Origin of the sequence: Plantactinospora sp. B5E13 (assembly GCF_039871775.1) — a bacterium.
GTDB lineage: Bacteria > Actinomycetota > Actinomycetes > Mycobacteriales > Micromonosporaceae > Plantactinospora.
The window spans coordinates 284,460-299,765 of sequence record NZ_JBDPLT010000001.1; the positions used below are offsets into that span (position 1 = coordinate 284,460).

Sequence of the window (15,306 nt, forward strand, 5' to 3'; positions counted from 1 at the left end):
TCACCCCGCCAGTGCCCGCGCGGCGGCGTACGCGCCGAGGACGGCGAGCAGCACCGGCAGCAGGGCGACGGTGCAGACGAGTTGGAGCACGTCACCGGTCCGCCCCCAGTACGGCATGATCCGACGGTCGGGCAGCCAGCGCCCGATCGCGAAGAGCAGCACGCCGGCCAGCGCCGGTACGACAACCGGCAGGATCAGCCGGACCGCTGTCGGGGCCGACGCCGCACCGACCAGGGCGAGCGCGACCAGCCCCGCCACCGCCGGCACGGCGTGCCCGAGCCGGTGCCAGCCGCTGGTCATCGGTCGCAGGGCCAGCAGCCGGACCAGGGCGACCAGGACGAGCAGGGTCCAGGACGCCCAGCCGCCGGTCCGGGCGAGCAGGACCAGACAGGTCCCGACGGCCGCCGCCATCCCGGCGTACAGGGCGGTCATGTACCGGTCGGCCACGGCGGTCCGGGCCATCAGCTGCTCGCTCGGTTCCGGGTCGATCTCCTCCTGGAGGTGTTCCGGCTCGGTCGGCAGCGGCGCCAGGTGGATGCGGGCGAGCCGGAAGGCGAGCAGCGGTACCCGGATCGTCGCCACGGTCGCGGTCACCGCGATCACCGCCGCGGCCTGCCCCGCGTCCAGCGGCACGTATGCGGCCAGGCCCGATCCGAGGGCGGCGAGCAGCCCGGCGGAGACGACCGCGGCGAAGAACGGTCCCGCCCGGCCGACCAGCGCGGCGGCCAGCCCCGCCGTGGTCAGCGCGGCCACCGAGGCGGTGAAGACCTGCGGCGCGCCGACGACCAGGGCCGCGCCGGCCCGGTGCAGGTCGGGCACGATCAGGCCGGCCAGGCCGGCGTACCCGATCGCGCCCACCGCCGTCACCAGGCCGAATCCCCGGTCGGCCGCAGCGCGGGTGAGTCCGAAGGCGCCGGCCAGGCAGAGCAGCGCGACGGCGGCGGCGCAGCTCGTCCGGGCCAGCGGCGGCCCGGGCATGGCCAGCACGGCGCCGCCGAGCGCCAGGACGACCGCGTACACCCCCAGGGCGGCCCAGCGGATCATCTCGGGCCGCCAGAGCCCGGACCGGGACTGTACGCCGGTGGCGAGTCCGTCCGCGAGATCGTCGAAGTGCACCGGAGGAAGCTGGTCCGAGCGGGGTCGCAGGTGGACGGTCTCGCCGTCCTGGAGTCCGAGCAGGGCCGGTGTGCTCTCCTCGTCCAGCGGCGGACCGCCGAGCCGTTGCAGCACCCAGCCGCCGTGCGCCAGCCCGGCGTCGGGAAGCTTCTCGCCGAGATGGTGCAGCAGCGCGGGAAGCAGGTCGGCGACCAGCACGTTCGCTGGTACGGCTACCTCGATCTGCCGACCCGGTCCCACCACCACGAGTCGGCACATCTCCGCAGGGGCGGCGACGCTCACGCCCCCACGACGGCTCACGCCCGCCGTCGGTTCAAATTTCCCTCCACCACCCTCCGGGCCGGTTGACCCGAATCGGCTCCGCATCCGTCGTAGCAGGGGCGGGCCGGTCGGATCCGACGGCCCGACCCGACCTGAGGATCCGGGCGAACCGCCCGCGACGTGGAGGGTTGCCCCTTGAGTACGGTGCTGTTCCGACGCCCGGCCCGCCGGGCCGGCCCGGAGATGCCCTCCGGCGAGATCAGCCTCCAGGAGCCGCCGGGCCTGCCCGAGCAGCAGCGCAACGGGCTGCGGCAGGCGATGATGGTGCTGCCCGTGGCGCTGATGTCCGGGGTCATGGTGCTGCTCTTCATCAACCGCAGCGGCGGCGCGTTCACCTGGATCGTGCTGACCCTGCTGGCGGTGGCGCTGATCGGCATCGTGGTGGCCCAGTTCGCGGTCGGCGGGGTCGAACGTCGGACCCGGCTCGGCGCCGACCGCCGCGACTACCTGCGGTATCTCGCGCAGAACCGCCGCCGGGTACGCCAGCACGTCCTGCGTCAGCGCGAGGCCAACGACTGGCAGCACCCGGACCCGCGTTCGCTCTGGTCGCTGGCGATGACGTCGCGCCGGTGGGAACGCCGGCCCACCCACCCGGACTTCCTGGAGGTCCGGGTCGGCACCGGGGAGCAGCGGCTCGCGGTGCGGATCACCCCGATGCAGACCAAGCCGGTCGAGGACCTGGAGCCGCTGGCGGCGAAGTCCCTGCGCCGGTTCATCCGCGCCTACACCACCATTTCCGACCAGCCGATCGCGCTCTTCCTGCGCGGGTTCGCACAGATCCGGCTGGCCGGCGACAAGGCGTACACCCGCCCGGTGGTACGGGCCCTGCTCGCGCAGTTGGTGACCTTCCACGCCCCGGAGGAGGTCCGGCTGGTGCTCTGTGTCGCCGACGACGGGGTGACCGCCTGGGAGTGGACGAAGTGGCTGCCGCACCTGCAGCACCCGACCGAGCAGGACGCGGCGGGTGCGGTACGACTGGTCGCGGCGACGGTGGAGCAGGTGGAGCAGCTTCTCGGCGAGAGCTTCGCCGCCCGACCCCGGTACGAGTCGGGAACCACGCCGAGCCGGGACGAGCCGTTCGTGGTCGTGCTGCGGGACGGCGGGCGACTCGGCAACGGCAGCCGGATGGCGACCGCCGGCTACCGCAACGCGGTCCTGGTCGACCTGGACGACCCGACGCCGGCGGCCGGCAAGGGTGCGCTCTGCCTGGCGGTCGACGGCGACGACCTGGTCATGTTGCGGCAGGACCGGGTCGGCAACGAGGTACGCAACCGGCTCGCCACCCCGGACCGGATCGGCCCGGCCGCGGCCGCCGCGCTGGCCCGGACCCTGTCGCCGTACCGGCTGGGGGTGGTCACCGAGACCGCGGCGGACAACCTGAAGTCGGACTTCGACCTCGGCACCCTGCTGCACCTCCCCGACCTGCGCCAGCTCGACCTGGAGCGGCTCTGGGCGCCCCGGTCCGCCGGGCAGCGGCTGCGGGTACCGATCGGCGTCGACGCCGACGGCAACCCGGTCGAGCTGGACCTCAAGGAGTCCGCGCTCGGCGGGATGGGGCCGCACGGCATGCTGATCGGCGCCACCGGATCGGGCAAGAGCGAACTGCTGCGTACGCTGGTGCTGGCGCTGGCCGCCACCCACTCCTCCGAGACGCTGAACTTCGTCCTGGTCGACTTCAAGGGCGGTGCGACCTTCCTCGGCCTCGACCAGCTGCCGCACACCTCGGCGGTGATCACCAACCTGGCCGACGAGGCCGCCCTGGTCGGCCGGATGCAGGACGCGTTGCACGGTGAACTGGTCCGCCGCCAGGAGCTGCTCCGCCAGGCCGGCGGCTTCAGTTCGGTGCTGGACTACGAGCGGGCCCGGGCCCAGGGCGCCGTCCTGGACCCGTTGCCCACCCTCTGCGTCGTGGTCGACGAGTTCAGCGAACTGCTCGCCGCCCACCGCGACTTCATGGACCTGTTCGTCATGATCGGCCGACTCGGTCGATCCCTCGCGGTGCACCTGCTGCTGGCCAGTCAGCGTGTCGACGACGGGCGGATCGGCCAGCTCGAGTCGCACCTGTCGTACCGGATCGGGCTGCGGACCTTCTCGGTGCTGGAGTCCCGGTCGGTGATCGGGGTGCCGGACGCGTACGAGCTACCACCGGCCCCGGGCAACGGGTACCTGCGGACCGACGTGTCGACGCTGATCCGGTTCAAGGCCGGTTACGTCTCGGGTCCGTACCGCAGCACCACGGTCCGGGTCCGGCAGGAGATCGTGCAGCAGCAGGTGGTGCCGTACTCGCTCGACCACGTGCCGCACCGGCGGCCGGAGCCGCGGCCGACCGAGCCAAACACCCCGGACGTGCCTGCGGACGTGCCGGCGGACGGACCCGGCCCCGAGGCCACCCGGAGCGTCCTGAGCGTCGTGGTGGAGCAGCTCGTCGACCACGGACCGCCGGCACACCAGGTGTGGCTGCCGCCGTTGGCCACCCCGCCGACCCTGGACCAACTGCTGCCGAGCCTGGTGCCCGACCCCGACCGGGGGCTCACCGCCGCCGGCTGGCCCGGGAACAGTCGGCTCGCCGCCCCGGTGGGTTTTGTCGACAAGCCGTTCGAGCAGCTCCGGGATCTCCTCGTCGCCGACCTGTCGGGCGTCGGCGGGCACGTCGGGATCGCCGGTGGACCACGCAGCGGCAAGAGCACCCTGCTCCGTACGCTGATCAGCAGCCTGGCGTTGACGCACACCCCGTACGAGGTGCAGTTCTACTGCCTCGACTTCGGCGGTGGCGGGCTCGGCGCGATCGCCGACCTGCCGCACGTCGGCAGCGTCGCCGGCCGGCTCGACACCGACCGGGTCAACCGCACCGTCGCCGAGGTGACCGGGCTGATCACCGCACGGGAGCGGCGCTTCGCCGACCTCGGCGTGGACGGCATGGCGACGTACCGGCGGCTCCGGGCGGACGGACGGGTCGGCGACGACCCGCTCGGTGACGTCTTCCTCGTGGTCGACGGCTGGTTCACCCTTCGGCAGGAGTTCGAGGCGCTGGAGCCGGCCGTCCGGCAGATCGCCGCGCAGGGCCTCAACTTCGGCGTCCACCTGATGCTCACCGCGTCCCGGTGGTCGGAGGTGCACCACGCGATGCGCGACCAGATCGGCACCCGGCTCGAACTGCGGCTCGGCGACCCGGTCGACTCCACCATCGACCTGCGGATGGCCGCCACCGTGCCGCAGTCTCCCGGCCGGGGTCTCACCGCCGACAAGCTGCACTTCCTGGCCGCGCTGCCGCGCATCGACGGCGTCGCCGACCCGGCCGGCGTCAGCGACGGGGTACGCGCGCTGGCGGCGATGGTCGGCGAGTTCTGGACCGGTGCGGCGGCCCCGCCCGTGCGTACGCTGCCCGCGGTGCTGCCCGCCGACACACTGCCGGAGCCGCACGGCGACGTACGGGTCGCGCTGGGTCTGGACGAGGCCGGGATGCAGCCGGTCTGGCACGACTTCGGCGACCTGCCGCACCTGACTGTGCTCGGCGACAGCGAGAGCGGCAAGACGAACCTGCTGCGCCACCTCGCCCGGTCGGTGGTACGCCGGTACACCCCGGCCGAGGCACGGGTCATGATCGTCGACTACCGTCGGCAGCTCTTCGACGCGGTACCGGAGCCGTACCGGTTGGGTTACTCGGTCTCCCTCGACTCGACCCGGGAGACCGTGGCGGACGCGGTCGCCGGTCTCGGGCCCCGGGTGCCCGGTTCCGACGTGACGCCGGAGCAGCTGCGCCGCCGGGACTGGTGGACCGGCCCGCAACTGTTCGTCCTGATCGACGACTACGACCTGCTGGCCGGGCACGACAACCCGCTGCTGCCGCTGATGCCCTACCTGTCGCAGGGCGCGGACATCGGCTTCCACCTGGTGTTGACCCGGGGCGCGGCGAACGTCATGCGGATGTCGATGGATCCGCTGATCCGCCGGCTCCAGGAGACCAACAGCCCGGACGTGGCGCTCTCCTGTCCGCCGAACGAGGGGCCGCTGATCGGCAACACCAAGCCGCGGAACCTGCCACCGGGCCGGGCGCTGCTCTGTACCCGGCGGGGCGCCCGGCTCGTCCAGACCGCCTGGAGCGACCCGGCGGAGTCGGCGGAACAGCCGGTGGGCTCGTCCCCGGCGCAACCCGCCACGGCGTAGGTCGCCCGGTCGGATTCAGGGGCGCCAGCGGCGGCGCCGGCCCGACCGGACGGTCAGCATCGACAGGTAACCGACGCCGGCCGCGCCGACGATGCCGGCCGCGACCCACCCGGCGACCGTCTTCGCCGGGTCGGCCGGTGCCCTGGCCGGGATCGGGACGAACGCCGCCTGCTCCACCGACCGGGGGGTGTCCGCGAGGTCGAGCGCGGTCATCGCGCCGTACAGGTCGAGCGTGCCGTAGCCGACCCCCGGTGCCGGCCACTCGCCGAGCGGGTGCTCGGCGGTCAACTCCAGTCGACGTCGCACCTCCGCCTCGGAGAGCCGGGGATGGTAGGCGCGGACCAGTGCGGCGGCTCCGGCGACGTACGCCGCCGCGACCGCCGGCCCGCCGACCGCGAAGTGGCCGGTGCCCCGGGGCGCGACGCTGACCGCGCCCTCCGCCGGTGCGAGCAGGTCCACGCCAGCCTCGGCCGGCGACTTCTCGGTGGGTACGCCCTTCGAGTTGATGCCGCCGACCGCGAGGACGTTCCGGTCGGCGGCCGGATACCACGGTGGTGGCGGTTGCCCGGTTGTCGACGGCTTCACGTCGGAGACGCTGGCGACCAGCACGATGTCCCGGGCGACGGCCGCCCGTACCGCCGCACGCAGCTCCGCGTCCGGCTCGGGGGTGCCGACGCCGAGCAGGATCACGTCCACTCCGGCCGCCGTCGCCGCCCGGATCCCGGCGGCGATCGCCCCGGTCGCCACCTCTCCTCTGCCGTCCACGATCCGGATCGGCAGTACGGTCGCGCCGGGTGCGACCCCGACGAACACGCTTCCGGTGACCGGCCGCGCCGCGACGATGCCGGCCAACGCGGTACCTCGACCGATGCAGTCCTGGTCGGCCCGGCCCCCACGCACCACGTCGGTGCCACGCCGGACGGCCCCGGTCAGCCCGGAGGCGGCGGCGCTGACCCCCGTGTCGACCACCGCCACGAGTACGCCCTCGCCGCTGCTCAACGGCCAGACGTCCGTCGGCGCCGTCCGACCCAGCGCCCACGGGGTGTGCTGGGCCACGGTCGGCGACTCGCCCACGCAGGTGCCGTTGGTGACCTGGGGCAGCCCGGGCGGTTCCGCCACGGCGTACCGGGCCACCGCGATCCGGTTCACCGCACCTGGTGTTCCGGCACCGGCCCGGGCGGGCGGCGACGGCAGCACGCCGGTACCGCCGACGAGCAGCAGCGCCGCGACGGTCAGCCGGGCCGCACGTCGGACCTGCACGGTCACGCGCGGGCGGCGGGCCCGGCCGGGTCGGTTCCCGGCTCCCCCGTACTCTGCCCGGGCCCGGTGCCGGTGCCGCTGTCCGGCCCGGGTTCGGTGCCGCCGTCCGGGCTGGTGCCGGCGGGCTTCGGGGTCCCGGGTACGCCGTCGACCGCCGTCCCGCTGCCACTGTCGGCGCCGGAGTCCGTACCGGCCGGGTTCCGCCCGTCGTCGTCCGGGATCGACGGGCCGGCGGTACCGGTGTCGCCGCCGTCCGGTCCGGTTCCCGCCCCGCCGGTACGCCGCCTCCTGCCACCGATCACGAGCAGGCGGGCGGCGGCCTCCGCCGGGGCGGGTGCCCGTCGGGTCAGTACCGCGGCGGCGGCCAGTCCCACCACCACCAGCAGGGAGATGGTGAGAATCCGCACCGGGCCGAAGCCGTCGGTCTCGGCGGGTCGGGGTGGCGCCTCCTCGGCGAGCGCCAGGGTCACCGCGGCATTCGGATTGACCATTCCCCAGCCGACGGCCGGATCCGGGCCGTCCTGACCGGCGCGGTCTGCGGTCACCTTGATCCGGTGCGCCACCTGCGCCGCGTTCAGGTTCGGGAAGGCGGAGCGGACCAGGGTCACCGCCCCGGCGACGTACGCGACCGCGTACTGGGAGCCGCTGCTGGCCCGTACCCCGGACCTTCCGGCGCCGAGGGTGGCCACGTCGATGCCGGGTGCGGTGACGTCCACACCGGACGGTCGGTAGTTCGACGCCGGTTGCCCGTCCGGGCCGACGCCGGCGACCCGCAGCAGGCCGTCCAGGGCTGCCGGCGCCGGGGTGGGCGAGCCGTCCGGTGCTGCCGACGTCGGAGGCGGCGGGCCGCCGGCGACGGTCGGTGCGCCCGCCACCACCACGACGTCGTGCGCGACCGCGGAGCGGATCGCGTCCTGCACGGCGTTGTCCGCGAGGTCCACGAAACCACCGAGCGCGACTACCCGGGCGCCGGCGGTGACCGCGACCTCGATCGCGGTGGCGGAGTCGGCCGGCTTGGCCTGCGGCGCCTCCGCCACCACCCGCAGCGGCAGAATGGTGGCGCCGGGCGCCATCCCGACCACCTGGTCGCGCCGGGCCGCGTCGGATCCGGTCGGACGGGCACCGAGGATGCTCGCCATCGCGGTCCCCGAGCCCAGGCAGTCGACGTCGCCCCGGCCGCGTCCGGTCGGGATGTCCGCGCCCAGCGCGACCCGGCCGCTCAGCTCCGGCACGCTGGCGTCCACTCCGGAGTCGACCACCGCGACCAGCACGCCCTCACCCTGGGTACGACCCCAGGCCTGGTCCGCCGCCATCCGGTCCCGGGCCCAGCCGGAGTCCGGGCGGGACGGTACCGAGTTTGTACACGTGCCGGGCGACGTGGAGGAGCCGTCCCGACCGGGGCTCGCCGGGGTCGTGGGTGTGCCCGAGCCGGCTGAGGTGGAAGGTGTCGGACCGGCCGGACCGCCAGGGCTCGCAGAGCTGGCAGGAGTGGTGGGCGGCGTGGTCGCCGGCCCGTGGGGCGGCACCGGGGGCGCCCCGGCCGAGGGCGGCGGGACGGTGGGCGACACGGGAGGTTCGGTGGGCGACGCCGGAGGTTCGGTGGGCAGCATTCCCATCCGCACCCCGTCCCCGTACGCGTCCCAGGGCAGCACCAACGACCAGCCGGCCCGGACCTGCTTCGAGTCGGTCAGCGCCCCGCCGTCCGGCTGTCGCCGTCCGACGTTGAGCCGGTAGATCTCCTCCGCCCGCCCCGGCGCGCCGAGCAGCCGCCCGGCGATCGAGGTCAGGCTCTCTGGAGCATCCTGGGGCGGCACCGGGACGGTGTAGTACTTGACGTAGTCGCCGTCGCCGGTCGGCGGGGTCGGTGCCGGCGACAGCGCGGCCGGCGCGGCCACCGGGGCCAGCTCCGGCGCGACCGCGGCCACCGGCTGCCCCGGGCCGGCCATCTGGGTCAGTACGGCCACCAGGGCCACGCAGCCGAGCAGACTGCCAAGGACCCGCAGCCTCGACCACACGGATGCCCACCTCCGCTTTCCCGACACGCCCACGCTCCGCCTCGCGGTCAGCCCAACCGGAACCCTCGTCCCGACGACGGTGCCGACCGCCGTCCGGTTCAATTCGGATGCGGAAAAGTGGCATCGCGGACTGCGTAGCCCGGAGTCACGGCGGACTGTGACGCCTGGAGTACCGGAGGCTATCCGGTCACCCGCACCGACCAGCGGCCCCGCAGTACCTCGCCGACCAGCAGCGGCACCACCCGGTGCCGGGTCCGGGTGGCCAGTCCCCGGGCGGCGGCCAGCTCGGCACCCCGGAGTCCGCCGCTGATCAGGACGCCCGGCTCGGCCAGGGACGCGATGTCGTGATCGTCGAGTGGGAACGTCGCCAGCCGCCGGTAGCCGGCCGGGACCTCGGCACCGAGCGCGTCCCCGACGACCGTCACCGCCACGCCGGCCACGTGGAGCTGCTCGGCGAGGGCCAGGGCGACCCGGCGGGCGGCCGACGGCGTACCGCTGACGGTGAAGACGTCCGGCGCGGCGCCGAGGTCGACGAAGAACCGCCACCCGTCCTGCCGCCCGAGCACGACCGGCATCGTCGCCGCCGGGAGCGGTTCGTTCCCGAGCCAGGCGTACGGGGCGCCGGCGCCCTCGGAGTTCACCCCGAGCAGACGGACGTTGAGCCGGTTCGGCGGGTCACCGGCCAACGGCTGGAGGTCGACCAGCACCCGCCCCGACGACGTGTCCACCGCCGGCCGCGCGGTCGATGCCGGACCACCCTCAGGGGCGGGCCCACGCGGCGCCGGTACGACGGCAGCCGGCCCGGCGGCCCCATGCCCGGCCGCGGCCGGCACCGCCACCGGCCCGACGTCCGGAGAGTGGGCCGTCACCGGCTCGACGTCCGGGGACTCGGCCGCCACCGGCTCGGCCCCGTTCCGTGACCGACGACCGCGGCGGAGCAGCCGCAGCGCCCACGCGATCAACAACGACATCACCAGCAGACCGGCGGCACCGATCAGGTACGGGGTCGCACCGCCGCCGGACGATCCGGCTCCCCCGCCGTCGGCGGACCGCTCCGGCGGCGTCGGGGACTGCGACGGAAGCGGACCGATCCGGACGTCCGGGCCGGCCGCGTCCGGGGGCAGCTGCAGGATCCAGCCCGGACGCAACGCCGACAACGGATCGTCGAGTCGACCGCCGTCCGGCTGGTGGCGGTCCCGGTTGAGTTCAAAAATCTCCCGGAACCGGTTGCCGTCGCCGAGGGTCCGCACCGCGATCTGGTACAGGTGCTCGCGCACACCGTCCCGGGGCGCCCCGACCACGTAGTACCGGGGCACGCCTGGGCTGACCGCCGGACCGGTCTGCCGCGGGGTGGGAGCCGGGGTCGACGCGGCGAGCACCGGCGTGGGTACGGACGTCGCCCCGATCAGCGGGACGGTGGCGAGTAACAGCAGGACGGCCCCGGAGCGCAGGTGCCCCGTGGCGGCGCGGGAACGTGCTTTCCCGCCCCACCCGTGCCGACCAGGCCGGGCCGTGACCGCGCTGCCCATACCCGCACCGTCCTCCCCAGTCCGCAGACCGCCGCAGGTCCGCCCAGACGGTACGCGAGTCGTGCCGGCCGCCGATCAGCGCGCACCACCAACGCAGACTCGGTCAGCGAACCAACCGAAAGATCAAGTGACGTTGGAGTACCAACTAACTGCGGACCCCATACTGGTTCGATACGTCCACCGATCCGATAATGCAACGGCGCGGCCGCCCGAGGCACCGCATCCGTCGATCTCGGGGTCGTCCGCCGAGCCCGGTCGGGGGCGAGGTCATGTCCCCCGACCGGGCTGGTGTGGACCGTAGCCGACCGTCCCTCGTCGGCCGCCCCGGGAGGGTTCAACCGCAGTGCACCGGACCGATGGTCCGTTCCTGGTCGAGGTACTCGGCCCAGATCATGATGCACCGCCCGGCCGTGTTGTCCACCCGAACCGGTCCGGCGTAGTACTCCCAGGCGTTCCGGTCGTCATCGAAGTCGACCGGCTCGCACGGGAAGCCGGGGTTGCCGGTTGGGCAGACCCCGATCCCCACGTTGAGGTACTGGGCGGTGCCCCGACCGACGTTCTTCTGGGCCCAGGCGCAGTTCGTCCCCCCGTTGGCGCTGGAATAGTAGACGAAGACCGACACCTGGCCGTTGAAGAAGTCCCGGTGCGGACTCAGCTCCGAACCCGGGCAGCTGCCTCCGGGGCTCAGCTTGGCGTGCGCGCTGGCCGGGCCGGGAGCCGCAACAACGCCGAGCGCGACCAGTAGGAGAATCAGGCCCGCACCGAGTACGGCACGTGGCTGGGAGCGCCGTACCGGCCGGGGGGCATCGGTCCGTGCGAGCGGACGTGACGTTGCCAGCATGGTTGGTCTCCGTTCTGTCAGCAGCGGGGCAGGCCGGGGTGGAACCCGTCGTACCCCGTCCGGATGTTGGTGTCCGAGGCGAAGAAGTACGTCATTCCGGAGAGCACCCGGTCCCAGATGGCGCTCGTGCCGTAGTAACCGGTGACGGTGTCGCCGAGGGTCTGGCAGTCGACGGTGACGTAGCCCCCATTCGGGACCTGCAGATCCGACGAGCAGCTCAGCCGGGGGCAACTGCGGAGGTTCATGGCAGGGCCGCCGGTGTTGACCTGGAAGACCAGGGCGGCGACCTGGTCGCCGTCGTCGGGCGTACCGGCCGACGGCCCGGCGGCGGCTCGCTCCGCAGGTGCCGTGACGGCCGCAGCCCGGCCGGTCGATCCGCCGTCACTGGCGTACGTGGCAGTGGCGGTCAGCGGCAGGGCGAGGCTGGCTGCGGCCAGGACGCCGAGCAACCCGACGAGGCGGCGGCGGAGGGTGGATCGAGGCATGGTGCTTTCTCCTCTGTCGTCTGGGGGCTAGCAACGGGGCAGGCCGGGGTGGAACCCGTCGTACCCGGTCCGAATGTTGGTGTCCGAGGCGAAGCCGATCGGGCCGTTGAAGGCGACGATCCGGTCCCAGACGGCGCTGGTGCCGAGGTTGCCGGTGACGGTCTCGCCGCGCCTCTGACAGTCGACGGTGACGAACGTGCCGTTCGAGATCGTCGTGACGACGCCGCAACTCAGCTGGGCACAACTGCGGATGTTCGTCGCCGGGCCGCCGGTGCTCACCGTGAACGTCATCTCGACTGCGGCGGGCCCGACGCCACCACCCTGTCGTGGGGACGCCGAAACATCGGCGGCGGCCGGCACCGCCGACGCGACGGTGTACATCGCACCCGTCACCAGTGACATGGCGAGGGCGCCCGACACTCTGCGGGCTACTTGCATGAGGTGATCTCCTCTGGTCGATCGCGGGAACAGACGTCCGCGCGGTTCATTTCCTTCCCTGCCCAGAGTTCCGGAGTTCGCGAGAGGAGTCGTTGGCACCGGGGACGCACAGATGTCTGACAATATGTCTACGCCGACCCCGGCGCCGTGGACCACTCGAGGCCCGAGTGAGTCGGAAATGCGTCAGGCCGGTCGAGTCGCAATATATTGATGATGATCGTCAATGCGTGATAGGCAGGAACGACAGGGCGGGGACCAGCGACGGGGGCTGATGATGGTCGAGATCACCATGTTCCGGACCGAGGATGTTCCCAGGGCCGAGCGGTTCGGGGTCTGGTGTGAACAGATGACCAACCTGGCAGCACCAATGCGGATGACCAGCGATCACGCAGCTGACTTCCAGGCACGTGCGCGCATTCTGCGCCTTGGCGCCACCCAGGTGTGGCCGACGACCATACAGCCGATGCGGTGCCACCGCACCCCGAAGCTGGCCCGGCAGTCCGCTCCCGAGATGTACCATCTCTCGCTCATCCTGGACGGGGCGATCGGCATCGATCAGGCCGGCGAGCATGCCATACACCGCCAACACGACCTGTACGTCGCCGACATGTCCCGGCCCTTCGACTGTCACCTGTTCGGCGGCGGCGCTGGACCCATCGAGGCGATCGGGCTCAGGATCCCCAAGTCGCTGCTACCGCTGCCCGAGCGCGAGGTGGAAAAGCTCCTGGCCCGGCGGTTGCCGGGCCAGCACGGGCTCGGGGCGCTGGTGATGGGACTCGCCATCCGGCTGGGCGCCGAGGCCGACATTTACCGACCCGCCGACGGACCTCGCCTGGGCGCGGTCCTGGTCGACCTGGTGTCGGCGCTGTTCGCCCACACGCTCGACGCCGAACGCATACTTCCCCCCGACACCCACCGCCGGACCCTGATGCTGCGGATCCGGGCGTTCATCCAGCAACATCTCCATAACCCGGACCTGACCGCGGGCAGCATCGCCGCCGCACACCACATCTCCGTCAGCTACCTGCACCGGCTGTTCGAAACGGAGGAGGCCACCGTCGCCGCGTGGATCCGCCAGCAGCGCCTGGAACGGGCCCGCCGGGACCTCGCCGACCCCGCCATGCTGAGCACGCCGATCCACGAGATCGCCAGTCGATGGGGCTACCCCGATGCGGCGGTCTTCAGCCGTACGTTCCGCTCCGCGTACGGCATGCCGCCACGAGACTTCCGCGGCCGGCACCTGCAGGCAACGATGGGGCAATAAGCCGACCTGCGCCGTTCAGGGAATCGGTATTGCCTGGGAAGACAGTTCAGCTGACGCCCTTGATGAGCTGCCGGGCCATGACGATCCGCTGCACCTGGTTGGTGCCCTCGTAGATCTGAGTGATCTTGGCGTCCCTCATCATCCGCTCGACCGGGTAGTCGCGGGTGTAGCCGTACCCGCCGAGGAGTTGGACCGCGTCGGTGGTGATCGCCATCGCGGCGTCCGAGGCGAAACACTTCGCCGCCGCCCCGAAGTAGGTCAGGTCGGCGTCGCCGCGCTCCGACTTCCCGGCCGCCGCGTACGTCAACTGCCGGGCCGCCTCCAGCTTCATGCCCATGTCGGCGAGCATGAACTGCACACCCTGGAAGTCGGCGACCGGCGTGCCGAACTGCTTGCGCTCCTTGACGTACCCCATGGCGTAGTCGAGCGCGCCCTGCGCGATCCCGACCGCCTGGGCGGCGATGGTGACCCGGGTGTGGTCCAGGGTCCGCATCGCGGTCGCGAAGCCGGTGCCCGGCGCGCCGATCATCCGGTCCGCCGGAATCCGTACGTCGTCGAGGTAGACCTCGCGGGTCGGCGATCCCTTGATCCCGAGCTTCTTCTCCGGTGCCCCGAAGCTGACCCCCGGGTCGGACTTCTCCACCACGAAGGCGGAGATGCCCCGGCTGCGGGCGGTCGGGTCGGTCACCGCGAAGACGGTGTAGAACTCGGAGACCCCGGCGTTGGTGATCCAGCGCTTGACGCCGTTCAGCACGTAGTGGTCGCCGTCCGCGACGGCCCGGGTGGTCATCGAGGCCGCGTCGCTGCCCGCCTCCGGCTCGGAGAGGCAGTACGAGAACATCGCCTCACCGCTGGCCACCGGCGGTAGGTAGCGGCGCTTCAACTCCTCGGAGGCGGCGAGCAGCAGCGGCATGGTGCCGAGCTTGTTCACCGCCGGGATCAGGCTGGACGCGGCGCAGGCCCGGGCCACCTCCTCGATCACGATGGCGGTGGCGAGCGCGTCGGCGCCGGCTCCGCCGTACTGCTCGGGGATGTGCGGGGCGTGGAAGTCGGCGGCGCGCAGTGCCTCGTACGACTGCTTCGGGAACTCGCCGGTCTCGTCCGCCACTGCGGCGTTCGGGGCGACCTTCGCGTCGCAGACCTCGCGGACCGCCTCCCGGATCGCCTGGTGCTCCTCGGGCACCTGGTACGCGTCGAACTCCGACCCGGCACTGCTCATCGCGGCCCTCCCCGTCGCTCGTCGCCGGCGGCTGCCCGGCCGGCTCCCCGAGGATACTCGTGGGTAACCACGCTTTGGCACCCCCGGGCACCCGACTCCGTCCGCGCGACGCCCGCCCGGCGCCCCTGGCCGCGACTACTCCAGCCGGGAGAAGTCCATGATCCAATTGGTCCGCCAGGTGGCGCCACCGTCGTAGGAGAACGCCTGCTCCCAACGCGCACTGGTCGGGCTGTTGCTGACCCACTGGAAGCGGACCTTCACCGCACGACCGTTCAGGATCTCGTCGCAGAAGAACTGGCCGAGCCCGTCGCTCCAGGAGCCCTCCATCGGAGCGTCGAGATGACCCGGACGCCGGCTCGACGCCCACCAGATCCGCCACACCCGCGCCTCGGGATCGAACTGCCGGAGCGTGAAACCCTCGAACGGTTCGCCGCCCGGCGGGGCCTCGGCGGACATCCGGTCGACGTGACCAAGCCCGCCGAGCACCGGCTCGACCTGCGAGACCGCGCCGAACTCCACCCACTCGTCGCAGTCCGGATCGGTACCGTCGACGAGCTTGCGGTTGTGCACCGACCACCTGCCGAAGATGAAATCGAAATCGGCGCGTCCGTCGGAGACGACGGAGACCGGAACCGCAGCGGACACGATGGCTCC

The 15,306-nt window shown here is 72.8% G+C and carries 11 protein-coding genes; 2 read left to right on the plus strand and 9 right to left on the minus strand.

Going from position 1 to position 15,306, the window contains the following annotated elements; all coding sequences use genetic code 11:
• Entirely contained in the window at positions 1-1,398 is a 1,398-nt protein-coding gene (eccD, locus tag ABGB05_RS01205; protein WP_347651196.1) for a type VII secretion integral membrane protein EccD, read from the minus strand.
• A gap of 222 nt (positions 1,399-1,620) precedes the next feature.
• On the opposite strand from eccD, the gene eccCa reads away from it, so the two are divergent.
• On the plus strand, positions 1,621-5,601 hold the full coding sequence (gene eccCa, locus ABGB05_RS01210) for a type VII secretion protein EccCa (protein ID WP_347651345.1): 3,981 nt from the start codon (positions 1,621-1,623) through the stop codon (positions 5,599-5,601).
• 15 nt (positions 5,602-5,616) lie between these two features.
• On the opposite strand, the gene ABGB05_RS01215 is transcribed toward eccCa, so the two are convergent.
• From ABGB05_RS01215 to ABGB05_RS01240, 6 genes are all read right to left on the minus strand, one after another.
• Entirely contained in the window at positions 5,617-6,867 is a 1,251-nt protein-coding gene (locus ABGB05_RS01215) for a S8 family serine peptidase (RefSeq protein WP_347651197.1), read from the minus strand.
• A complete protein-coding gene (locus ABGB05_RS01220; RefSeq protein ID WP_347651198.1) occupies positions 6,864-8,876 on the minus strand; it encodes a S8 family serine peptidase in 2,013 nt (670 codons plus the stop codon). The genes ABGB05_RS01215 and ABGB05_RS01220 overlap by 4 nt, the downstream gene beginning before the upstream one ends.
• Before the next feature lie 179 nt (positions 8,877-9,055).
• A complete protein-coding gene (locus tag ABGB05_RS01225; protein WP_347651199.1) occupies positions 9,056-10,405 on the minus strand; it encodes a hypothetical protein in 1,350 nt (449 codons plus the stop codon).
• A gap of 334 nt (positions 10,406-10,739) precedes the next feature.
• Positions 10,740-11,246: a hypothetical protein gene (locus ABGB05_RS01230; protein WP_347651200.1), complete on the minus strand. Its 507-nt coding sequence runs from the start codon at positions 11,244-11,246 to the stop codon at positions 10,740-10,742.
• Between the two features lie 17 nt (positions 11,247-11,263).
• Complete coding sequence (locus tag ABGB05_RS01235) at positions 11,264-11,731, minus strand: hypothetical protein (RefSeq protein WP_347651201.1); 468 nt, start codon at positions 11,729-11,731, stop codon at positions 11,264-11,266.
• Between the two features lie 27 nt (positions 11,732-11,758).
• Complete coding sequence (locus ABGB05_RS01240) at positions 11,759-12,169, minus strand: hypothetical protein (RefSeq protein WP_347651202.1); 411 nt, start codon at positions 12,167-12,169, stop codon at positions 11,759-11,761.
• 271 nt (positions 12,170-12,440) lie between these two features.
• Here ABGB05_RS01240 and ABGB05_RS01245 point away from each other — a divergent pair, with 271 nt between their 5' ends.
• A complete protein-coding gene (locus ABGB05_RS01245) occupies positions 12,441-13,433 on the plus strand; it encodes a helix-turn-helix domain-containing protein (protein ID WP_347651203.1) in 993 nt (330 codons plus the stop codon).
• Between the two features lie 46 nt (positions 13,434-13,479).
• On the opposite strand, the gene ABGB05_RS01250 is transcribed toward ABGB05_RS01245, so the two are convergent.
• Both ABGB05_RS01250 and ABGB05_RS01255 read right to left on the minus strand, forming a co-directional pair.
• Positions 13,480-14,652: an acyl-CoA dehydrogenase family protein gene (locus ABGB05_RS01250; RefSeq protein WP_347651204.1), complete on the minus strand. Its 1,173-nt coding sequence runs from the start codon at positions 14,650-14,652 to the stop codon at positions 13,480-13,482.
• Positions 14,653-14,787: 135 nt separating this feature from the next.
• Positions 14,788-15,297 carry a hypothetical protein gene (locus ABGB05_RS01255; protein WP_347651205.1) on the minus strand — a complete coding sequence of 170 codons (510 nt, stop codon included), beginning with the start codon at positions 15,295-15,297 and terminating at the stop codon, positions 14,788-14,790.
• Positions 15,298-15,306: the final 9 nt, after the last annotated feature.

Bases quoted from the DNA above. Each gene is read 5' to 3' on its own strand.
- eccCa (WP_347651345.1), top strand. From the start codon at position 1,621: ATGCCCTCCGGCGAGATCAGCCTCCAGGAGCCGCCGGGCCTGCCCGAG.
- ABGB05_RS01225 (WP_347651199.1), bottom strand. From the start codon at position 10,405: ATGGGCAGCGCGGTCACGGCCCGGCCTGGTCGGCACGGGTGGGGCGGG.
- ABGB05_RS01230 (WP_347651200.1), bottom strand. From the start codon at position 11,246: ATGCTGGCAACGTCACGTCCGCTCGCACGGACCGATGCCCCCCGGCCG.
- ABGB05_RS01235 (WP_347651201.1), bottom strand. From the start codon at position 11,731: ATGCCTCGATCCACCCTCCGCCGCCGCCTCGTCGGGTTGCTCGGCGTC.
- ABGB05_RS01240 (WP_347651202.1), bottom strand. From the start codon at position 12,169: ATGCAAGTAGCCCGCAGAGTGTCGGGCGCCCTCGCCATGTCACTGGTG.
- ABGB05_RS01245 (WP_347651203.1), top strand. From the start codon at position 12,441: ATGATGGTCGAGATCACCATGTTCCGGACCGAGGATGTTCCCAGGGCC.
- ABGB05_RS01250 (WP_347651204.1), bottom strand. From the start codon at position 14,652: ATGAGCAGTGCCGGGTCGGAGTTCGACGCGTACCAGGTGCCCGAGGAG.